Source organism: Leeuwenhoekiella blandensis MED217 (assembly GCF_000152985.1).
Taxonomy (GTDB): domain Bacteria; phylum Bacteroidota; class Bacteroidia; order Flavobacteriales; family Flavobacteriaceae; genus Leeuwenhoekiella; species Leeuwenhoekiella blandensis.
Map to the genome: position 1 here is coordinate 4222534 of NZ_CH672395.1, position 22032 is coordinate 4244565.

23 protein-coding genes and 1 tRNA gene are annotated in these 22032 nt (G+C 40.8%); 10 read left to right on the forward strand and 14 right to left on the reverse strand.

All coding sequences use genetic code 11. The features are described 5' to 3' along the window. The first annotated feature begins 76 nt into the window (after positions 1-76). On the forward strand, positions 77-1429 hold the full coding sequence (gene accC, locus MED217_RS18290; RefSeq protein ID WP_009782055.1) for an acetyl-CoA carboxylase biotin carboxylase subunit: 1353 nt from the start codon (positions 77-79) through the stop codon (positions 1427-1429). Between the two features lie 239 nt (positions 1430-1668). Further along, positions 1669-2817, forward strand: a complete 1149-nt coding sequence (locus MED217_RS18295) for an NAD(P)/FAD-dependent oxidoreductase (RefSeq protein WP_009782056.1) — start codon at positions 1669-1671, stop codon at positions 2815-2817. Positions 2818-2826: 9 nt separating this feature from the next. On the opposite strand, the gene MED217_RS18300 is transcribed toward MED217_RS18295, so the two are convergent. The 6 genes from MED217_RS18300 to MED217_RS18325 all read right to left on the reverse strand — a co-directional run bounded on the left by MED217_RS18300 (position 2827) and on the right by MED217_RS18325 (position 9710). Further along, positions 2827-3753 (reverse strand): ABC transporter ATP-binding protein, encoded by a 927-nt coding sequence (locus MED217_RS18300; RefSeq protein WP_040533847.1) that lies wholly within the window; start codon positions 3751-3753, stop codon positions 2827-2829. 77 nt (positions 3754-3830) lie between these two features. Next, the gene (locus MED217_RS18305) at positions 3831-5996 is read right to left on the reverse strand and encodes a prolyl oligopeptidase family serine peptidase (RefSeq protein ID WP_009782058.1); all 2166 of its coding nucleotides are present in this window, start codon (positions 5994-5996) and stop codon (positions 3831-3833) included. Between the two features lie 192 nt (positions 5997-6188). After that, positions 6189-7178, reverse strand: coding sequence for an aspartate-semialdehyde dehydrogenase (locus MED217_RS18310; RefSeq protein WP_009782059.1), 990 nt, complete (start codon positions 7176-7178; stop codon positions 6189-6191). Positions 7179-7475: 297 nt separating this feature from the next. Then, complete coding sequence (gene mscL, locus MED217_RS18315; protein ID WP_009782060.1) at positions 7476-7895, reverse strand: large conductance mechanosensitive channel protein MscL; 420 nt, start codon at positions 7893-7895, stop codon at positions 7476-7478. Between the two features lie 75 nt (positions 7896-7970). Beyond that, the gene (alr, locus tag MED217_RS18320; protein ID WP_009782061.1) at positions 7971-9068 is read right to left on the reverse strand and encodes an alanine racemase; all 1098 of its coding nucleotides are present in this window, start codon (positions 9066-9068) and stop codon (positions 7971-7973) included. Then, positions 9069-9710, reverse strand: coding sequence for a thymidine kinase (locus MED217_RS18325; protein ID WP_009782062.1), 642 nt, complete (start codon positions 9708-9710; stop codon positions 9069-9071). It abuts the gene before it with no gap. Between the two features lie 101 nt (positions 9711-9811). Here MED217_RS18325 and MED217_RS18670 point away from each other — a divergent pair, with 101 nt between their 5' ends. Continuing rightward, entirely contained in the window at positions 9812-10687 is an 876-nt protein-coding gene (locus tag MED217_RS18670; protein ID WP_009782063.1) for a hypothetical protein, read from the forward strand. A gap of 2 nt (positions 10688-10689) precedes the next feature. After that, entirely contained in the window at positions 10690-11367 is a 678-nt protein-coding gene (rsmI, locus tag MED217_RS18335) for a 16S rRNA (cytidine(1402)-2'-O)-methyltransferase (protein WP_009782064.1), read from the forward strand. 90 nt (positions 11368-11457) lie between these two features. Here the strand turns inward: rsmI and MED217_RS18340 are convergent, their stop codons facing one another. Further along, entirely contained in the window at positions 11458-11784 is a 327-nt protein-coding gene (locus tag MED217_RS18340; protein ID WP_009782066.1) for a hypothetical protein, read from the reverse strand. Continuing rightward, positions 11784-12185 carry a hypothetical protein gene (locus MED217_RS18345; protein WP_009782067.1) on the reverse strand — a complete coding sequence of 134 codons (402 nt, stop codon included), beginning with the start codon at positions 12183-12185 and terminating at the stop codon, positions 11784-11786. The genes MED217_RS18340 and MED217_RS18345 overlap by 1 nt, the downstream gene beginning before the upstream one ends. A 95-nt stretch (positions 12186-12280) precedes the next feature. Here MED217_RS18345 and MED217_RS18350 point away from each other — a divergent pair, with 95 nt between their 5' ends. The 3 genes from MED217_RS18350 to MED217_RS18360 all read left to right on the forward strand — a co-directional run bounded on the left by MED217_RS18350 (position 12281) and on the right by MED217_RS18360 (position 16017). Next, on the forward strand, positions 12281-13855 hold the full coding sequence (locus MED217_RS18350; RefSeq protein ID WP_009782068.1) for a hypothetical protein: 1575 nt from the start codon (positions 12281-12283) through the stop codon (positions 13853-13855). Between the two features lie 61 nt (positions 13856-13916). After that, positions 13917-15608 (forward strand): single-stranded-DNA-specific exonuclease RecJ, encoded by a 1692-nt coding sequence (gene recJ / locus MED217_RS18355; RefSeq protein WP_009782069.1) that lies wholly within the window; start codon positions 13917-13919, stop codon positions 15606-15608. 61 nt (positions 15609-15669) lie between these two features. Further along, entirely contained in the window at positions 15670-16017 is a 348-nt protein-coding gene (locus MED217_RS18360) for a hypothetical protein (RefSeq protein ID WP_009782070.1), read from the forward strand. Here MED217_RS18360 and MED217_RS18365 read toward each other — a convergent pair. Together MED217_RS18365 and MED217_RS18370 are read right to left on the reverse strand one after the other, a co-directional pair. Then, entirely contained in the window at positions 16014-16793 is a 780-nt protein-coding gene (locus MED217_RS18365) for a UDP-2,3-diacylglucosamine diphosphatase (RefSeq protein ID WP_009782071.1), read from the reverse strand. The two genes, MED217_RS18360 and MED217_RS18365, sit on opposite strands and share 4 nt — an antisense overlap. Before the next feature lie 9 nt (positions 16794-16802). Continuing rightward, positions 16803-17255 (reverse strand): 6-pyruvoyl trahydropterin synthase family protein, encoded by a 453-nt coding sequence (locus tag MED217_RS18370; protein ID WP_009782072.1) that lies wholly within the window; start codon positions 17253-17255, stop codon positions 16803-16805. Positions 17256-17502: 247 nt separating this feature from the next. Here MED217_RS18370 and MED217_RS18375 point away from each other — a divergent pair, with 247 nt between their 5' ends. Further along, positions 17503-18150 (forward strand): 2OG-Fe(II) oxygenase, encoded by a 648-nt coding sequence (locus MED217_RS18375; protein WP_040533064.1) that lies wholly within the window; start codon positions 17503-17505, stop codon positions 18148-18150. Positions 18151-18155: 5 nt separating this feature from the next. Here MED217_RS18375 and MED217_RS18380 read toward each other — a convergent pair whose 3' ends face one another. Both MED217_RS18380 and MED217_RS18385 read right to left on the reverse strand, forming a co-directional pair. Continuing rightward, positions 18156-19490, reverse strand: coding sequence for an MATE family efflux transporter (locus MED217_RS18380; protein ID WP_009782075.1), 1335 nt, complete (start codon positions 19488-19490; stop codon positions 18156-18158). Between the two features lie 43 nt (positions 19491-19533). Continuing rightward, complete coding sequence (locus MED217_RS18385; RefSeq protein ID WP_009782076.1) at positions 19534-20037, reverse strand: GNAT family N-acetyltransferase; 504 nt, start codon at positions 20035-20037, stop codon at positions 19534-19536. Between the two features lie 192 nt (positions 20038-20229). On the opposite strand from MED217_RS18385, the gene MED217_RS18895 reads away from it, so the two are divergent. Then, positions 20230-20469 carry a GIY-YIG nuclease family protein gene (locus MED217_RS18895; protein ID WP_009782077.1) on the forward strand — a complete coding sequence of 80 codons (240 nt, stop codon included), beginning with the start codon at positions 20230-20232 and terminating at the stop codon, positions 20467-20469. Next, positions 20460-20533: transfer RNA gene (locus MED217_RS18390), tRNA-Ala, on the forward strand. Before MED217_RS18895 ends, MED217_RS18390 begins: the two co-directional genes overlap by 10 nt. Positions 20534-20610: 77 nt before the next feature. Here MED217_RS18390 and MED217_RS18395 read toward each other — a convergent pair. Together MED217_RS18395 and MED217_RS18400 are read right to left on the reverse strand one after the other, a co-directional pair. Further along, on the reverse strand, positions 20611-21663 hold the full coding sequence (locus MED217_RS18395) for a helix-turn-helix domain-containing protein (protein ID WP_009782078.1): 1053 nt from the start codon (positions 21661-21663) through the stop codon (positions 20611-20613). 52 nt (positions 21664-21715) lie between these two features. Then, positions 21716-22032 (reverse strand): hypothetical protein (locus MED217_RS18400; RefSeq protein WP_009782079.1); only part of this gene is annotated, 317 nt, incomplete at its 5' end.

Consider the following 22032-nt stretch of genomic DNA (forward strand, 5'->3'; position numbering starts at 1 on the left):
CGCTGAAAAACTGCGTTTAAAAGATCAAATACTATAGATTAAAGCCTTGTGGCTTAAACTATAAAGCACAACAGATATGTTTAAAAAGATACTTATAGCAAACAGAGGGGAGATTGCACTGCGTGTAATAAGAACCTGTAAAGAAATGGGCATCAAAACTGTAGCGGTTTATTCTACTGCAGATGCCGAAAGTTTGCACGTACGTTTTGCAGATGAAGCCGTTTGTATTGGGCCGGCTCCAAGTAGCGAATCGTATTTGAAAATAGCAAATATTATGGCTGCTGCCGAAATTACAAATGCAGACGCCATTCACCCAGGTTACGGGTTCCTTTCTGAAAATGCTCGTTTTTCAAAAATTTGTCAAGAACACGATGTAAAATTCATCGGAGCATCTCCTGATATGATTTCAAAAATGGGAGATAAAGCAACTGCAAAAGCGACGATGAAAGCTGCCGGAGTTCCTTGTGTTCCCGGTAGTGACGGGATCATCGAAGATTTTGAATCTTGTGAGCGCATCGCAGAAGAAACAGGATATCCTGTAATGCTTAAAGCTACTGCCGGTGGTGGTGGTAAAGGTATGCGCGCTGTTTGGTCAAAAGATGACTTGCGTAAAGCTTGGGATTCTGCTCGCCAAGAAGCTGCTGCATCTTTCGGAAACGACGGGATGTATATGGAAAAGCTTATCGAAGAGCCACGCCATATTGAGATTCAGGTTGTAGGAGACAGCAACGGTAAAGCCTGTCACCTTTCTGAACGTGATTGTTCCGTACAGCGTCGTCATCAAAAACTTACCGAAGAAACACCTTCACCATTTATGACCGATGAACTTCGTGAGAAAATGGGAGCTGCAGCCGTTCGTGCCGCAGAATTCATTAAATATGAAGGAGCCGGTACCGTAGAATTTTTGGTAGATAAACACCGCAATTTCTACTTTATGGAAATGAATACACGTATTCAGGTAGAACATCCTATTACGGAGCAAGTAGTAGATTATGACTTGATTCGCGAGCAAATTCTGGTTGCTGCCGGAGTTGCAATTTCTGGTAAAAACTACTATCCGCAATTGCATTCTATCGAGTGCCGTATCAACGCGGAAGATCCTTATAACAACTTTAGACCTTCACCAGGTAAGATTACCAACTTACACGCGCCGGGCGGTCACGGAGTTCGTATAGATACGCACGTTTACAGCGGGTATTCAATCGTTCCTAACTACGATTCTATGATCGCTAAATTGATCACTACCGCACAAACTCGTGAAGAGGCGATCAATAAAATGAAGCGTGCATTAGATGAGTTTGTTATTGAAGGAATCAAAACAACGATCCCATTCCACAGACAGTTGATGGACGATCCTGCATACATTTCAGGTAACTACACTACTGCCTTTATGGATGATTTTAAAATGAATCCACCGGTAGAAGAATAACGTCTACCTTTCAATAGATATCAACCCTGAACGTTTGTTCGGGGTTTTTTTATGGTTAGCAACAAAGGGTTTTATACCTTAAAGAAGTTTCTTTTGGGCATTACCTGCGCTAGCGATTAGGTCGGTCCTGCCTGCCGGCAAAGGCAGGCTCTCAGGACTCGCTTTCTACCAAAGGGGGCAGAAGAGCTCAAACAAATCCTTCAATACCTAATGCAAAATTCTGCTATCTTTAAGCAGTTATGCAAGAAGCTCATTCTAATCTCTCGTATTGGGAATATAAATCCTGGCTAGCAGATGTCGACTTTACCATTGTGGGAAGTGGCATCACCGGGCTCAGTTGTTCGTTGCAGCTGCGTAAACGCTTTCCAAAGGCTAAAATTTTAATTCTTGAGCGCGGAAGTCTTCCGCAGGGAGCGAGCACAAAAAATGCTGGTTTCGCTTGTTTCGGGAGCGTTTCAGAGCTTTTATCCGATTTAGAACGGCATAGCGAAGACGAAGTTTTAAAACTGGTTAAAATGCGCGTAGAGGGGCTGAAAGTTTTGAGAGAAACTTTAGGCGATCGCGCTATCAATTTCGAAAAATGTGGCGGTTACGAACTTTTTCTAACTACAAATCTTGAGCTTTATGAAAGCTGCTTCAGCCAGATCGAATATCTAAATGAATTGCTCGAACCGGTTTTTGAAAAGCCTGTTTTCAGTAGTGTTCCGAACAGATTTCAGTTTAAGAATGTTCAAGACAATCTCCTGTTTAATACTGAAGAAGGAGCAATAGACACGGGGAAAATGATGCAAGGTCTGCTTCAAAAAGCGCTTCAGCAAAATATATTGATCTTAAATAATTGGACGGTTACCGGTTTTGAAACGCTATCGAATAGTGTAGAAATACGAGCAAATTCCATCTCATTCAAAACAAATAAACTGTTTATAGCAACCAATGGTTTTGCAGCACATTTGGGAATTACTCAAGTGCAGCCTGCGCGCAATCAAGTATTGGTGACCAAACCTATTGCTGACCTAAAAATTAAAGGTACGTTTCATCTGGATGAAGGCTATACCTATTTCAGAAATATCGATAACCGAATCCTTTTAGGAGGCGGCCGCAATCTGGATTTAACCGGGGAACAAACCAATGCACTCGGGATTTCAGAAACTATTCAAGCGTATTTAGAAAAGACACTCAGTCAAATAATTCTACCGCAAACTCCAGTTGAAATCGATTATCGCTGGAGCGGAATTCTGGGTGTTGGAGCTCAAAAGAAGCCAATTCTAAAACCGCTTTCTGAACATGTTTTTTGCGGTGTTCGACTTGGTGGAATGGGTGTCGCCATTGGTAGCCAGATAGGGAAGGAGCTGGCGGATTTATTGGCGCCGCCAAAAGCGATGAAGTAGAGCGCTAGATTAGAGCTTCAGTTTTAAATAAACAGCAGTATCTTTTTCTAAAGTTTCAGCAGTATTAAAGTAGATCTTTTGCCCTTGAGCTTCAGCTTCAACGAGGTAGTGACTTCCTTTAAAATAGCTTTTTAAAACGCTGGCTTTGATTTGGGTTTCTTCTTGAGATACCTGCAATTTATGCGGCATAATCAAATGTTTTTCATCATCAAGCTCCAGTGTATTTACGTCTCCAAAAAACGAAGCGACATAAGCATTCTTAGGGTTTTTAAACAAGGCTTCCGGAGTTGCGGTTTGTATAAATTGACCCTCACGCATCATTTTAATTTCGTCTGAAAAAGAAAGTGCTTCTTCGCTGTCGTGCGTAGCAGTAATGCAGGTTATATTTTCTTTTTTCAGATACGCATAGAGATTTCGGCGTAAGGCATTCCGTCTAAAGTTGTCAATATGGCTAAACGGTTCGTCCAGCAACAATAATTCGGGCTCTTTGGCAATCGCACGTGCAAGTGCAACGCGCTGTTTTTGTCCGCCACTCAACAATTTTACGTGTACATCGGCAAAAGCGGTCATATCAACCACTTCAAGAAGTTCGTTGATGCGTTCTTCTCGCTGCTGCATAAAACGACGCGACAAATGTTTCCCAATATTATCTGCCACCGAAATATAGGGCATCAAGTCAAAATCCTGAGCGAGATATTTGATAAAAGGCTCTCCCGGGACCAAGTTAAAGTTGGGGCCTAAAAGTTCGTTGTCGTTCCAAAAAACCGTCCCGTTTTCAACGTGAAGCAAGCCGTAGATGATTTTAAGCAAGGTGCTTTTTCCGCAGCCGCTTTCCCCTAAAATAGAAATGTGCTTTCCTTTTTCTACCGTGAAGTCAAGGTTTTTTAAAACGGTTTTTTCGGTATAGCCGAAGTCGGTTATGTCTACTTTTAGCATAATAGAATATAAAAAGACCTCAAAAGTTATCAAAGCCTTTGAGGTCTTAATTTTATTGGTTTTAAAAAGCTCCGCAGTTAGCCTTTAATTTCTGATTTAGTTTTTTCGGGAAGCACGTCAAAGCCCATATTGTAAAGCGTAAAGGCAAAAATATCTGCTGTTTGCTCAATTTGCTTGCTTACCGGAGTTCCTGCACCGTGGCCGGCATCTGTCTCAATACGTATCAAAACAGGCGCGTCACCGGCTTGTTTCTCTTGCAATTCTGCCGCAAATTTAAAACTGTGTGCAGGAACTACGCGATCATCGTGATCTCCTGTGGTTACTAAGGTCGCAGGATATTCTGTTCCGGTTTTTACATTATGCACAGGAGAATAACCTTTAATGTACTCAAACATTTCTTTGCTGTCTTCTGAAGTTCCATAGTCGTATGCCCAGCCGGCTCCGGCGGTGAATGTGTGATAACGCAGCATATCCATCACACCTACAGCAGGAAGCGCTACCTTCATCAAATCGGGTCTTTGCGTCATCGTTGCACCCACGAGCAAACCACCGTTAGAACCCCCGCGAACGGCCAAATAATCGCTTGAGGTATAGTTTTCTGAAATCAGGTATTCTGCGGCAGCGATAAAGTCATCAAAGACATTTTGCTTTTGCATTTTGGTCCCGGCATCGTGCCATTCTTTACCATATTCGCCGCCACCACGCAGGTTAGGCACGGCATACACACCGCCCATTTCCATCCAGATCGCATTAGTAATGCTGAACGAAGGCGTAAGCGAAATATTAAAACCTCCATAACCATAAAGAATGGTTGGGTTCTTACCGTTACGTTCTAAGCCTTTTTTAAAGGTGATGATCATAGGAACTTTTGTACCGTCTTTTGAGGTATAAAATACTTGCTTGCTCTCGTAATTTTCAGGATCAAAATTGATTGCCGGTTTGCGGAACAATTCAGAAGTTCCAGACTCGATGTCGTATTTGTAAATACTTCCTGGAGAGGTATAGTTGGTAAAACTGTAATAAAGTTCTTTATCTTCTTTTTTAGCACCAAAACCGCCGGCGCTTCCGATACCGGGAAGTTCAACTTCACGTACGAGCTTACCCTCGTAATCGTATTGTTTTACTTGCGAAACCGCATCAACCATATACTCTGCAAAAAAGTAACCACCACCGGTAGAGGGCGAAAGCACATTTTCGGTCTCCGGGATAAAATCTTCCCAGTTTTCTGGAGTTGGATTAGCAGCATCCACGGTAACAATCTTACGGTTGGGCGCATCTTTGTCGGTCACAATGTAAAGTTTAGAACCTACATTTTCGATCACAGAAGTATTGGTTTCTTCCGTATCAACAATCGCAACAAAATCGGCATTTGGCTTGCTCAGATCTTTGATATAAAGCTTGTTTCCCGACGTTGCATTACTAGCGCTCAAGATCAAGTATTTATTGTCTTCTGTAGTCCCGGCACCAATGTAGCGATGCTTTTGCTCAGGCGTACCGCCAAAGATCAGTTCGTCTTCTTTTTGAGCCGTATTCAGCTTGTGGTAATACACTTTATGCTGATCTGTTTTTGCTGAAAGTTCGCTGCCGTCTGGCTTGTCATAACTCGAGTAGTAAAACCCGTCGTTCTCGCGCCAAGAGATTCCGCTAAATTTGATATCGACCAAAGTATCTTCGGTGATCTCTTTGGTTTCAGCATCCATAACCAAAACCTTCCTCCAGTCGCTTCCACCTTCAGAAATACTATACGCAGCAAGTTTTCCATTATCTGAAAAACTAAGTCCGCCTAGTGAAACCGTACCGTCTTCGGCAAAGGTGTTAGGGTCTAAAAATACTTCTGCAGTAGAAGGATCTTCACCGGTTTTATAACGGTAGATCACATATTGATTTTGCAGTCCGTCATTTTTGTAAAAATAGGTGTAATCACCTTCTTTAAAAGGAGCGCCAATTTTCTCGTAGTTCCAGATTTTCTCAAGCTTTTGCTTGATTTCATCTTTAAACGGAATCTTATCTAAATAGCCAAAAGTGGCTTTATTTTCTGCTTTTACCCAAGCCTCAGTCTCGGCACTGCGATCGTCTTCAAGCCAGCGATACGGGTCGGGAACTTCGGTGCCAAAATAGGTGTCAACGGTATCTACCTTTTTCGTTTCAGGATAAGTCACTGCCATTTCAGGGGATTTTTTTTCATTGGTTTCACAGGCGCTGAAGAGAATCGTAAGTGCGCCCACATACGCTAATTTTTTCATTTGAAGCAAAATTGAATTCTTTCAAATATAGTCAGTAAACTTCCTCAGGGCAAGCCTAAGAGGCATTGCTTGGGAACGAATTTTCAATTTCGAGGCAAGCATCGGAGTATTAAACCCTTTGGCGGTGCCAATAAAAAAAACCTCCGAAACGGCAGGTCTCAGAGGTTTGTGAAATTATTAGGTTCTTTTAAACTAAACCAATTCTTTAGCTGCTAGATATTCAGCGATTTGAACCGCGTTGGTTGCTGCACCTTTTCTCAGGTTATCTGCAACGACCCACATATTTAGCGTGTTTTCTTGAGAATAATCACGACGAATACGACCTACAAACACATCGTTTTTACCTTCAGCGTAAATAGGCATTGGGTAAGTATTGGTATCCGGATTATCTTGAATGGTAACACCATCTTGTGCTTGAAGCAGTTGGCGAACTTCCGCCAGGTCAAAATCATTTTCAAACTGTACGTTGATCGCTTCAGAATGGCCACCCACAACCGGGATGCGTACCGCTGTAGCGGTAACTGCAATCGTGTTATCACCTAAGATTTTCTGAGTCTCGTTAACGAGTTTCATTTCTTCTTTGGTATACCCATTTTCGGTAAATACATCACAAGCAGGGATTGCATTGCGGTGAATAGGATATGCGTAAGCCATATCACCTTGCTCTCCTTTGTATTCATTTTCTAACTGTTGAACCGCTTTAACTCCGGTTCCTGTAATCGACTGATAGGTAGAGATCACAAGACGCTTGATCTTGTATTTCTTATGTAAAGGTGCTAAAGCCAAAACCATCTGAATGGTAGAACAGTTAGGGTTAGCGATGATTTTATCAGAATCTTCTAATTCTGAAGCGTTGATCTCAGGAACAATAAGTTTTTTTTCAGGATCCATTCTCCACGCAGAAGAGTTGTCTACCACAGTAGTACCAACTTCTGCAAACTTAGGAGCAAACTCTAACGAAGTCCCACCACCTGCAGAAAAAATCGCGATATCAGGACGTGCTGCAATCGCATCTTCCATAGAACTAATGGTATATTCTTTATCTTTATAGGTAACCGTTTTACCTACCGAGCGTGCGCTCGCAACAGGTATTAATTCGGTTATGGGGAAGTTGCGTTCTGCGAGTACTTGCAACATTACGTGGCCTACCATCCCGGTAGCACCTACAACAGCTACTTTCATAATTTTAATCTTTAGCGTATGTCAATCTCAATATGAGAGATAATTTAAATGGTTTATTAGTGCTGAAATACAGCCAGTCCCGCAGCTTATCTCTTTGCGGACGCCAAAAGTAGCAACACTTTGCAAAAAAGCAGACTATCTTATTAAAAATATACACATTTGTTTAAAAAGTGACATTTTGTATGTTTTAAAAACATTATGTTATTTATATAACAAAAAGAACCCCCGAATTTCTTCGAGGGTTTAGTTAAAATTAGTCTGCAGTGCAGCGGTTTGTGCCCTGAGGCATATAATCAATTATTTCTTTCTCAATTCGTCACGAATTTCGATAAGTAATTCTTCTTGAGTAGGTCCTTTAGGAGCAGCTGGTTTAGCTTCTTCTTTCTTCTTGGTTTTCTCATAACCTTTCAACAACCAGTAAATCACAAAGCCAATGATGATAAAATCAATAACCGCTTGTAGAAAGTTACCGTAGGTCATAATCGCTCCACCGGCTTCTACAGCAGCTTCAACCGTATCATACTCACCGCCGTCTAGAGAAAAGAAGAGGTTATTTACGTTTTTACCACCCATTAAAACGCCAATAACCGGCATAATCACGTCTTTTACAAGAGAGCCAACGATCTTGTTAAACGCTCCACCAATGATTACAGCTGTTGCCAGAGCAACAATGTCTCCCTTCATTAAGAAGGCTTTAAAATCTTTAAAAAATGCCATTTTTGAGTCGGTTTTTAGTTAATTAAGGTTCTAAGATAGATAAATATTAAAAAGTCGAAAAGTAGAAAACGTTAGTTATTCTATAATTTTTCGTTCTATACGTTGAGAAACCGCTGTAATTAACTCATAAGGAATACTTTTAATGCGAGCAGAGAGCGCCACTGCTGATGCCCCTTTTCCAAAAATGACCACCTCATCTCCTTCTTCACAATCAATTTTGGTCACATCAACCATAATCATATCCATACACACATTACCTATGATCGGAGCCTTTTTACCATTGATCATCACATAGCCGCGCCCTTTACCATAAGCACGCGAAATTCCATCAGCGTGGCCAATGGGCAACGTAGCGCTTCGGCCTAATTTTGCAGCTGTATGTGCACGATTGTATCCTACGGTTTCACCAATTGAAATATCATGAATTTGAGAGATCACGGTTTTCAGTGTAGCAACCGGTTTTAATTTAAGATCTTCCTCTTGCGTATTCCCGTAACCGTAAAGTCCGATTCCGGAGCGCACCATATCAAACTGAGCTTGCGGGTAATTAATTATCGCCGAAGTATTGCTTTGATGCAGCATAGGAGTATATCCTAAACCTGCGATCATATGCTTAGCATTGTTCTCAAAATTTTCAATCTGCTGCAGGGTAAAGGTTCGTTCGTTTGGGTCTTCACTGGCTGCGAGATGAGAGAAAAGCGACTTTACCTTTAAAGCTTCGGTGGCGTGAAGTTGTTCAAGAATATCTTTTTCATTCACGTCTTTAAACCCTAGACGGTTTAGGCCGGTGTTGAATTTTATATGAATGGGATATGCTTTTAAGCCTTGTGCTTCAGTGATTTCGGTAAAAGCTTTTAGTACTCTAAAACTATAAATACTAGGCTCAAGCTGATGTTTTATAATTTGGTCAAAGTTTTCGATTTGTGGGTGCAGCACCAAAATAGGTGTTTTTATTCCTGCTTCGCGTAGTGCAACGCCTTCTGCGGTATAAGCAACCGCTAAGTAATCGATACCTTTTTCTTCAAGTTTTTTTGCCACAGCAACAGACGCGCTTCCGTAGGCGTACGCTTTTACAACGCCCAGCATTTTTACGTCTGGTTCTAATTTAGACCGAAGATAGTCATAGTTATGGCTTAAGGCATTTAGGTCTAGTTCTAGAACAGTGTGCGACATTTATTCTTTTGTTTTAGGGTTTTTAAGTTCTTCGGGGTCTTTAACCTCAATGGTTTTAAGACGTTCCCGTAACATTGCTTTATAATAAGCACTACGGCTTAAGGGTTCATATTCTTCAGTTTCTCCCAGCAATACAAGATCATCGCTGGTTGCTTTTCTATAGCTGAATTGCGCCAGATTTCCCGTACGGGTACACACGGCGTGTACTTTGGTAACATACTCTGCGGTAGCCATAAGCGCAGGCATAGGGCCAAAAGGGTTTCCTTTAAAGTCCATATCCAGACCGGCAACAATGACTCTGATTCCACGGTTGGCAAGATCATTACACACCTTCACGATTTCTTCATCAAAAAACTGGGCTTCGTCAATACCTATCACATCACAACCGTCTGCAAGAATAGGAATATTAGCCGCAGCAGGTACCGGAGTAGATCTTATTTCGTTAGCATCATGAGAGATGACCAGCTCATCATCATAGCGGGTATCTATAGCAGGTTTAAAGATTTCAACCTTTTGTTTGGCAAACTTGGCACGCTTTAATCGGCGAATTAATTCTTCGGTTTTACCCGAGAACATAGAGCCACATATGACTTCTATCCATCCAAATTGCTCTTTATGATTAACGGTATTTTCGAGAAACATTTCGTACTTTTCAACCTCTTAAAGGGCAAAGGTGCTATTCTTTGAGGGCTTAGCAAATTTATTAAAAACCCCAGCAAATAAACAGAGCAAACAAAAAACTTATGAAGAAGAAATTAAAATCTGACTTGGTGAGCCTGGCGCACAAGATTTTAAAACTTGACTCAGAGAGTGACTACGAGACCCTAAAAAATGAAGCTCAGAAGATTTATGAAGCACTATCTGTTCTTGCTTATATAGAGGCTAGTTTTGACGCGGGGCAACCTGCAACAGATAAAGCCGAAATTATAAAAGCTTTAGAAGATGAAAATACTGAAGTGATTGCAGAAAGTATTCAAGAAATTCAACAAGAACAGGTTGAAGAAACTCCCACTGAAGCACCCCAAAAAGAGGAAACCGAATTGGAACGCATCGCTCGTATAGCGGCGGCCAACGAAGAACTTTTTGAGCGTTTAAGAACTCCCGAAGAACCAAAGCCTAAAGCAGAAAATCCCAAACCGAAAGAGCAAAAAGAACCCAAGATCAATCAGGCTTCTTTGCATGAACCGGTGATGGAAAAGATCAAGGATATCGTTGCACAAATGCCGCCGGAAGCTGACGCTATTGAAGCGATGTTTCAGCAAATCACACAGCAACCTGATGCGGTGAAAAATGATAAAGACGAGATAGGCGAATATGGTCGTATAGCCGAGTTTGAAGAGGATGAAAAACCACAGGAGAGCAAGCCAAAACGCTTGAATGACCGTATCTCTCGCGGACTTTCCTTTGGACTTAATGATCGTATTGCGTTTATAAAGCATCTTTTTAACGGCAGCGATACCGATTATAACCGGGTGCTTTCTCAACTCAACACCGCAAATTCTGAAGAAGAAGCATTTAACCTTATCGACCAAATGGTAAAACCAGACTATAACAATTGGGAAGGTAAAGAGATGTATGAGACGCGCTTCAAAGAGCTTATCGCTCGTAAATTTGATTAAAAATGGGTAAACTTTACCTTGTTCCCACGCCTATTGGCAATCTGGAGGATATGACCTTTAGAGCGGTAAAAGTACTGCAAGAAGCAGATCTTATTCTTGCCGAAGATACCCGCACCAGTGGGAAGCTTCTCAAACATTTTGAGATCACAACACAGATGCATTCGCATCATATGCACAACGAGCATAAAACGGTTGAAGGTCTTGTAGACCGCATTAAAAACGGTCAAACGCTTGCATTGATAAGTGACGCAGGAACTCCGGCTATTTCAGATCCCGGATTTTTATTAACGCGTGCTTGTGTAGAAGCAGGCTTGGAGGTTGACTGTCTGCCGGGCGCCACAGCTTTTGTCCCGGCTTTGGTTAACAGCGGGCTACCTAATGATAAATTTGTTTTTGAAGGATTTCTTCCGGTGAAAAAAGGAAGACAAACCCGCTTTTTACTTCTGGCGGAAGAAGAGCGCACGATGATCTTTTATGAAAGTCCGCATAAGCTGGTGAAGACCTTAAAAAACATGGTAGAATTCTTTGGTGAAGACCGAAGCATTTCGGTTTCCAGAGAGATCTCAAAACTACATGAAGAGACGGTACGTGGTACCGCAGCCGAGGTTTTAAAACATTTTGAGGCCAAAGCGCCTAAGGGAGAAATTGTGATTATCGTAGGAGGAAAGCCTAAAAGCTAGGCAGTTTCTGCGACTTGTTTAGTTTCAGGCTGCAACAAGTCTAGAAGTCGGTTGATGTCGGCTTTAGCATAGCCTTCAATGATCACTTGTTCAGACTTCTTTTTTTGATTTGAAAATGATGAGGCGATCCTCATAAGCTTCCACATATTTTATTTGAGAAAACCTATAAGTATAACTTCCACCTTTTTCTAGTTTAAAAGAAATCATATGCTTGGTATATCGCACATAGTTCTTCAGCTTAAAAGGAATAAAATGCGGGACAAACAAAAGCAGCATACCCAGAGGTTGAATCAAGGTCCCAAATACAGTTTCTTTTAAAGAAAGCATTCCTACTAAAAACAGAACAAAGCCTACAGCAGCAACGGCTAGTCGCCAAGGTTCATTTTGATTGATAAAAGTGATGTTTTTAGCGCTCATTAATTGTTGTTTTTTAAAATATTCTCAAAAAGAAGCACATCTTCAGTGGCGTAAGACTCGAGGTCCAGCACTAATCCAGGACTTGCTTTGAATAGAATTTCAATGGACTTTCCGTTTACTTTAATTTTTGAGATCGCTTTTCTTTTAATGATTTGTTGAACCCCGGCGAGTTTTAGATTAATGCGTTTTTGGTCATATTGAACCCAATGTGCTTTTTGTTTGCGGTAACTATAGATAATAAGCAGTACACTAAATAGACTATTAATAATGACGTAGGTGCTTACATTTTCAGTTTCTGAAAAAAGAATTTTATAACTAGAAAAGCCCATCGTCAGAAGAATTACTCCTAAAATAAGCAGATTGCTTGTAGAAAAGGTTTTATAAAATTTAATGCGCTTCATGATTGTGAATAAGGAATGTAAATTACACAAAATCAATTAGAAATAAAATGAGGCTAATTTGTAACTTGTACGCTCCCAAATCTAACAATACTGCTATGTACTATAAATTACTTATTGTTTTTCTGGTTTTTTCAAGTTCTTGTCTGGGACAAGGTTTGCCCTTTAAAAAGGTAAATGAGTTTTATCTTAATGGTGACACGCGTGTCATAGGCAACACCATTTTAAGCGATCATCCCACGCGCGTTTATAGACGTTCTAAAGGTCTTAATGATCGTACAGAGATGGTTTATATAGATGTAGATAACAACAAGGAAACATATAGTTCGAGCAGTGCTACATTAGAATTACCGGAACACGCACGTATTAAATATGCGGGTTTATATTGGGCAGCTACCTATCCCGGGGAGCGCGGTAAACAGAAAACACGCAAAAACAGAATTGACTATGTGATCAAGAAAAAGCGGAGTATTCCTTTTGATCAGGTACAGCTACAGCTGCCGGGAAGTGACGCGTATCATTCGGTTATGGGCGAAGTGCTCTATGACGGTATGCAGGATCAAATCACCGAGCTAAAAAATGCTGCTCCCTACGTTTGCTATAGTGATATCACCACCTTGTTACAAACAGAAAACGCAAGATCGGGTACCTATACGCTGGCGAATGTTACGGCACTAGAAGGTTATATGTACGGTGGGAGTTCTGCCGGGTGGATGCTTTATCTGGTTTTTGAAGATCCTGAAGCACCTTTACAATATTTTGCCGGCTATCACGGCTTCAGTTTTATAAATCCTAACAACTCACAAGAGTTAGATTTCAATAATTTTAGAGTGGTAGAAAATGGTTCGGTAAATACCTCGATTACCTTGGCAGCGCTAGAAGGCGATTTGATTTTGGTTGGTGACCAAGTTGGGGTGTACAGCGAGAAAGAAGATGAGTTTGTTCCGCTTAAGAGTCGCGTACGTTATGCCAATAATTTTTTCAACAGCAGTATAACCATAGGTGATAAAAAGTATATTGATCGCATTCCGGAAAACTCAAACACGCTAGGATTTGACTTGGCTAAAGTTGATATTCCTAACGAAAACAATGCATTGATCGCTAACGATGCGACGCGTATGAAGCTTCAGTTTAAAACAGAATCAGACCGATTGTTTGTATTCTTTAATGCTTTTCAAACTGAAATAAGCACGGATTTCTATCAGCGTGTGATCGTTGAAGGTAAGCCAGACCGTATTCCGAATAAAGCAACACTTACAACTCAAGAAGGGGTGAAAAATCGCGCTACTACTGAAGCAGAAAAAGAAGATGTGGCAGTATTAGGAAAGGATGGAGAGACCCTAAAGACTGCTCAAGGCTCTCAGGAAATTCCGGTAGATCGGCCTCAGGCTTTACAAGATATGCTGGCAACAAAACCCATGGCGGTGCCGGGAATGGATCGTGGTTATTACATCGTGAATCATGTTTTTGCGCAGCGTAAAAATGCCTTACGCTGGCAAGAGAAAATGAAATTAAGAGGTCTTTCACCGGTTCGGTTTGTTAATCCAGAAAACAACTATCATTACATTTATATTGATTACAGCACCAATCCTGATGCGCTATACGAGCGGTTGGTTGAATTTAGAAAATTGAATGATTTTGAAGATGCTTGGATTATAAAAGTAAATTTGTAATCAAATAGCTGTTGGTTGAGACCAACGTCAATACGAATCCCACTTAAAACTTATTGCAGCAATGCGATGGACACTCAAACCTATTCCTGAAACTGAGAAAATCAACGCTTTTGCTAAGCAGCTGGCCATACCTGAGAAAATCGCGCAGCTTTTAATTCAGCGCGGAGTAGATACTTATGATAAAGCCAAAGCTTTTTTTAGACCCTCGTTAGAAGATTTGCACGATCCGTTCCTGATGAAAGATATGGATAAGGCGGTTGCCCGCATAAATTCGGCAATAGCTCAAAACGAAAATATTTTGGTTTACGGAGATTATGACGTTGACGGGACCACCAGTGTTGCATTGATGAGTAGCTATCTCAAAACCTTACATCCACAAGTGGCGACCTACATTCCCGATCGTTATGCCGAAGGTTATGGTGTTTCTTATACAGGTATAGATTATGCGCACGACAATGACATCACGCTCATCGTTGCGCTGGATTGCGGGGTAAAAGCAATTGAAAAAGTTGCCTATGCTAAGAAGCTCGGGATCGATTTTATAATTTGTGATCACCACCGTCCCGGTGCAGAAATTCCGGAGGCAGTTGCGGTTTTAGACCCAAAACGGGAGGATTGCGATTATCCGTATAAAGAGCTATGCGGTTGTGGCGTTGGTTTTAAATTGATTCAAGCAATGGAGCAGGAGAAGGGCTTACCGGTAAAAACCCTGGTGCCCTATCTGGATCTTGTGGCAACTGCGATTGGTGCTGATATTGTGCCCATTACCGGTGAAAACCGAGTGCTGGCATTTTACGGTCTTGATGTGATCAATACCCTGCCTCGAACCGGAATTCAAGCTTTGATCGAAAATGTGAACAAAGACGAACTCACGATCACCGATGTGGTCTTTATCATCGCACCACGCATTAACGCGGCGGGAAGAATCAAACACGGTCTACACGCCGTAGAATTACTTACCGAACAAGATTATGAGCGTGCGCAGGAAATGGCTTCAGGGATCGAAGGTTTTAACGCAGAGCGGAAAGATCTTGATAAGGTAATCACGCAGGAAGCCTTATTGCAAATAGAAACGAATAAAGAAGAAAACCGAAAAACCACCGTGGTTTTTCAGGAAAATTGGCACAAAGGTGTGATTGGTATTGTGGCTTCAAGATTAACCGAAACCTATTATCGACCAACTTTAGTATTTACTAAAAGTGGCGAAAAGTTAGCCGCGAGCGCACGTTCTGTAAAAGGTTTTGATGTGTATGATGCTTTAGAGCAGTGTAGCGAACATATAGAACAGTTTGGTGGGCACAAATATGCTGCGGGTCTCACCCTTGGAGAACATCAATATGAAGGTTTTAAACAAAAATTTGAAGAAGTGGTAAGCAGTTCTATTGACGAGCGCTTGCTTATTCCTGAGATCACCATAGATGCCGAACTTGAACTTGATGATATCACTCCAAAATTTTACCGTATTCTTCGGCAATTTGCGCCGTATGGCCCTGGAAATATGACTCCCGTGTTTATGAGTAAAAATCTCACTGATACCGGTTACGGTAAATGTGTAGGTGCAGATGAAACCCATTTAAAATGCAGCGTCACCCAAAATGGAAGTCAGACTATTGGAGCCATTGGTTTTGGGCTGGGTTCCAAATGTGATTTAATTCAGCATAAAAAACCTTTTAAAGCCGCATATTCCTTAGATATTAATGAATGGAATGGTACTAAAAGCATTCAGTTGAAACTGCGGGACATTCAGGAATAATTAATATTCTATTTAGATTTGTTCTAAATAACTTCTGTATATTTGTTTCAAACCTTAGGTTATGAAGCATATTGATATTATTTACCGCAACGATAGTGGCATTTCGTTTTACTGGAAAACTTCAAAACACAGCAGTATTAAAGCGCAGGTTGTTTTTAGGGATATGGGATTTTATTTTACGCTCGATCAACTCAAAGCGTTTGCGCATTTAACTCAGGATACGCTAGCACAAAGCACTTGCAAAGATTGCCCTGCACCACGGGAATGCCGGTCGTTATTGCTTAAAACGCCTTCTCCAGATGTTGATCTGGCGGTAAGTCGGGATGAGGTTTATGCTATTCAGGATCTTTTAGATCAGACGATTTTAAGAATGGAAACGCAACAGTTTATGCAAACCGCATTAAACTAAAAGCTGTATTCTTTCAATTCAAAAGATGTTCCGTCAAAAACACCATAAGTGTAATGTGTGATCCAATCGCCTAGATTGTAATACGTGGAAGATTTGCCAACTTCGATCGTCATCGGTAAATGCCGGTGACCAAAAATGAAGTAATCGTAGTGTGCGGTTTCTAATTTCCGCTTGGCGTATGTAGCCAACCATTCATTTTCTTCTCCAAGGAAATTTTGATCGTCTTCACCACTTATCAACTTATTTTTTACGGAAAGATGCTGTGCTACTCGCACTCCAATATCAGGATGCACCCAACGGAACAACCACTGAAAAAACGGCGAAGTAAACACTTTTTTCATGCGTTTGTAGCCTTTGTCTCCAGGGCCCAGACCGTCGCCGTGGCCTATAAAAAAGCGTTTGTTGTTCAAGTCAAAAATGCGCGGCTCGTGATAAACAGGAATGTCGAGTTCGGTTTTAAAGTAATCCTTCATCCACAAATCGTGATTTCCTACAAAAAAGTAGATCGGGATGCCCTTATCGCGCAGTTGCGCCAGTTTACCTAAAACGCGTACAAAGCCTTTAGGAACAACGGTTTTATATTCAAACCAAAAGTCAAACAGATCACCCAATAAAAAAATCGCTGCAGCATCTGCTTCGATCGCGCTCAACCAAGCGATAAACTTTTTCTCGCGGGGTTTGCTCGCTTCAGCAGTAGGTGCGCCCAAGTGATTATCACTAGAGAAATACACCTTTTTTCCTTCAGGGATATGTATTGCTGTTATGGCTTGATTCATACTTGAAGATTACGCATTATCAGCGGCATACCATTCAGCAAAACTGGTATCGGTTTCCTGCAATTTCAGCGAAAAAAGATTGATATTTTCCGGAAGGTGTTTCTTTATTTTTTCAGCAAAATCAATCACCATCATCTCGCTGGTAGGTTGATAATCTACCAACAACACATTATGCCCACGGTCTGAAAGTTCTTTGGCCAGCTCAACGTGCGGCGTATTTTTATTAAAAACTGTCGCGTGGTCAAATACATCTACGATCTCGCTTTTCACTATTCTTTTAAGATCACCAAAATCGATAACCATCCCAAACTTCACATTGTTGCTATCTGAAATAGGCGTCCCGATCACCGTTACCGAAAGTTTATAACTGTGGCCGTGCACATTGCGACACTTGCCATCGTAGCCATAAAGTGCGTGACCGGTTTCAAAAGAGAACTGTTTGGTGATGCGAATGTTGCTCATAACTATTTTTTAAATTTTCTAACCAAAACCACCACGATAAGTGCAATCGCAAAAATGAGGTAAATACCGGTCCCGCTTAAAAACTGTAAAATATCCATAAATGATATGATTAATTAGGCAAAAGTAACAAAGTCTAAGCGGCGCACCTAGAAAATAATCAAGGGCTTAAAAATTGCGAATTTCGCAATGTTTTTTGTGCGTTATTTGTGCGCAATTTTTGATCCTATTTTTGAGGATTTTATCGCCTATGAATACACAGCTTTTTGAGCAGGTAGATTTTGTTGAAAACCCTACCTATGAGCAGGTTATTACAGATTTACTTGCTTGCAATTATGCCATTGTAGATGACTTTTTTTCTTCGGAAGAAATTGAAGAATTAAGACAATCGCTGAAGGAAGTTTACGAGGCAGATCGTTTTAAAAAGGCAGCTATTGGCAACAAGTTTAATGAAGAGATCGATAAGACCATTCGAGGAGACTTTATTAAATGGATCAATGAAGCTGAAGGAAGACCGCAAGAGCACTTATTTTTTGCTAAAATAAATGACCTTGTTGCCTATCTAAACCGTACATGTTTTCTGGGAATTCTTCAGAAGGAATTTCACTATGCGATTTACCCAAAAGGCACGTTTTATAAAAGGCATCTGGATACCTTTCAAAATGACGATCGCCGTAAACTCTCGATGGTTTGCTATTTAAACGACGACAGTTGGGTGGCAAGCAATGGTGGCGAACTCACGATTTATCTGCCCGAAGGAGAAGGAGAGCGTGCGCTTGATATCATTCCTAAACCCGGTCGCGTGGTGATTTTTGAAAGTCAAATTCTGGAGCACGAGGTAAAACCGGTATTGGCTTCAGAGCGTTTGAGCATTACGGGCTGGTTAAAGACGAGGTAGCTTTTTTAGTCTACTTTTGGTTTAAAGCGTTTTCTGAACTTGAGAATAAGTGCGCCACTTCGTACCATCATCCAAACGGAAAAAGCGATCCAGACCGCGTAGAGTTTCAGTCCAAAATAATCCCCAATAAAAATCGCGGGAACAAAACCTAGAAATGTGGCGGCCATCAGTACGTTGCGCAGGTATTTCATTTCGCCCATTCCTTTAAAAATTCCGTCAAAAATAAAGGCGAGGGCGTTTAACGGTTGCATGAGAATTACCACGAAAAACAGCGCTGTAAATCGTGCGATCACTTCGGGTTCTTTACTGAAAATTAATCCGATAGGTTCATATAAAATGGCAGAGATAAGCATCAATCCGCCGGCAATGATCAGGCTGTACTTGCTCAGCTTTTTACTCAACTCCCAAAGACTTGTGTAATCTTTAGCACCGAGAAAACGGCCTGCGAGAATGTTTCCGGCAGCGGCATATCCATCAATAAAAAATGCCGAAAATAACCAGATGTTGATCAAAATAGTTTGTGCCGCAATGTAGGAAGCGCCATAATCTGTAGCAAACGAATTGGCAAGATATAAGGCAAGATTTAAAGCGATGGTACGTACAAAAAGGTTGAGCGCCATACCCACGAGCCTCCATAGTTCGGGATGAATTGGGAAGAGGAGTTTTAGGCTTACATCGGTTTTGATAAGCACAAGAATCAGTGATAAAACTGCCATTAACGCTTGCGCACCTAGACTGGCATACGCAGCACCTTCAATCTGCATTGCGGGAATGTAGCCCTCGATTCCATAGACCAAAATAAAATCAAGCAGAATATTCACACCGGCACCAATTATTGCAACAACCATTGGCCAAAAGGTATTTTGTAACCCTCTAAAAATGCCGAAAACAGCAAAGGTGAATAAGGTAAGTGGGAAACCCCAAACCCGAATGGAATAATACTGCACGCAGTAGTCGAGGATGAGCCCCGAGGCATTATAGAGCGAAAAAATAGCTTCAATAAAGGGAAGCGTGGTGACCAAGATCACAATACTCAACAGGATATTGAAATAGATCGCCTGCGCCGGAAGCGTGCTGATCTCGTCAATTTTATCAGCACCATAATACTGCGCGATGATGGCTTGCAATGCGCTACGCGTTTGGCCCAAAATCCAAATAAGCGCAGACAAAAACGAACCCACAATACCCACAGCGGCAAGAACTTCTGTAGCATTATCAGGCACATTGCCCACCACAGCCGCATCTGTTGCAGAAAGTATAGGTTCTGCAATACCCGCCAATAATGCCGGAACAGCAAGACGGTTTATATTTTTAAAAGAAAGCGGGTTGGTTGTGGTCATGAGTTTTAGTGTATGGCGAAAATAAGATTTCTAAAGCCGGTATTTACAACACGAGTTCGTAGCAGTAAAACGGAAATTCACTTTGCTTGGGAAAATAGACCGGTTCAAGCTTTTGATAACCCCGTTTAGTATAAAAAATATTATTCCTCTCATTTTTACTGAAGGTGTCCAGCCTAACGGAAGCAAAATCGTGCTCTCGGGCATACTCTTCTGCAAATTGCATCATTTGCTGTGCGATTCCTTGACCTTGCGCTTCAGGATGAACGGCCAGCCGATGAATGTAAATACAGCGGGCGTCAGAAGGCGTCAGCCAGGTGATTTCCTCATAAATCTCATCTTTTAAAGTGGAAACCACAACAGTACCCAGAATACGCTCTTGGTGCGTGTAGATGTAAAGTTCGTTGCGTTTAATATCTTCTTCAAAAGCTGCGTGCGATGGGTAGTGTTCATTCCATTGATAAATACCTTTTGCGATCATCGCTTTTGCGCAATCGGCGGTCACTTGCAAGATTTCATCAACATCTGCAGAAGTAGCGGGTCGTATCATTTAGGGAGGTTTTTTGCAAAAATGAGGCATTTACGCTGAATGTAAAAAGCATCAGCAGCAAAAATGATAATTGGGATGTTTATTAAGGAATTTGGTTATATTTACGCCCTCCAAATGGGGATGTAGCTCAGTTGGCTACCCGCCCGAACGTACCTTTTCGGTACGGGCGGGGAGTGCAAGACTGTATGTAGAATGTATTTTGTATATATTTTAGAGAGTTTAAGCTCTGGAAGAAAGTATGTAGGTTTCACCCAAAATTTAGATGCTAGACTTTTAGAACACAATAGAGGAAATGTAACTTCCACTAAGCCTTTTCGGCCTTGGAAGAGAATTTACTCTGAAGAGCAACCAACCCAAATAGAGGCACGCATGCGTGAGAAATACTTAAAGAGCGCTGCCGGAAGGCGTTGGCGCAAAAAAATGGGGATGTAGCTCAGTTGGCTAGAGTGCTTGACTGGCAGTCAAGAGGTCGTGGGTTCGAATCCCATCTTCTCCACAAAAGAAAACCTGAAGCAATTTCTGTTTCAGGTTTTTTGGTTTTTATAAAAGAGTCCATTTATATGGGAAGCTGATTTATGCAACTCTCAGTCTGTTATCAGATTTATTTTCTGTATATATTCTTTTCAAAATATCCAATGGGAGCTTAAATGCTTCGCATAACTCATCAAGACTATAACCTAATTCATTAAAATGAAGATTAAAACCATTTTGAAGTAGAGTAGGCTTGTCTATAGGTACTTTGATAGATTCTTTTTTCTTTTGTCCGCTTCTGCTTAATTCAATATTTAAATAGCGATATCTGTCGTAGTTAATGCAACCTAAGTCTTTAGCCCTTCTGATAATTGAAGACATTGAGGTTAACCAGTAGCGTTTTAGGTCAGCCAAATATGAAAGTTTTAAATTTCTTAAAGCATTTTTGACAAATTGCGCCGGCATTAAAAATTCGCTCGCAAAGGTATTGGCTTCCATTTCCTTATCTCTATTTAAGGGGATAGGGAATCCGCCTGCTAAATGCATAATTATATGGCCGAGCTCGTGTGCTAAACTAAATCGCTTACGATCATTGTCAAAGTTCTTGTTTATTGCAATTACAGGGTATCCTTCATCTGTTAAGAAAGAAACACCATCAAATTTTTCGAATGCATCAATTTCAGCTACTATCACACCTTTTGATTCAAGCATTTGAAAAATATTATTTACCGGATCACCTTCCTTGATGTTAAGTGTTTTGCGTGTGTAACTAGCTGCATATTCAGGAGTGTAACCTTCTTCTAAGTCAATAGGTATAAGTTTAAATTCAGGCCATTCAACTGAAATTGACATTTGATCAACAATAAAGCCGATTAATTTATTCGTATAGTCTAAGTAAGATCTTTGCTTTTTAGTTATAGTAGCACGTTTTCTGTATTCTGCGTTTTCACAAACTATAGAAATTTTTTGTTCGAAAAAACCCAAAGGGAAGTCTAGGAACTTGATGATTTTCATTAGGATATCATCAGAGAGTACATTTATTCCTTTTTCAAATTTAGAAAGATTTGATTGTGATAACCCATCAATATTCTTTGCTAATTCAGTCTGGGAATAACCTCTGTATTCTCTTGCAAAAATTAGCTGCGTGTGATTCATTTTTATAGTCTAGTTTTAAAGTTAAAGAGAGTTGGAGCCGCTCTGTTATAAATTAACTGCTTTTCTTTTTAGCAGTTTCTCTTAAAGTTGGAGTAGCAGTCGGTGCGACTGGTGATGATGTAGTAATATTAACATTATCAGCACCTGGTAAGTCATTCTGACTGATCGTCCATTTAACTTGGTCTTCATCAATATAAACCAGTTTTGGATCTACAATGTTTCCTAGTCTATTTTTCTGGTAGCCAAAATATAAAATAGGATCCTCAATAAAACTCTCATCATTAAATAATGATAGAGAAGTTTGAGAATTAATAGCCGATACCATTTTTGTCTTGATATTCATAGGCTTATCAAACTTATTCAATTTTT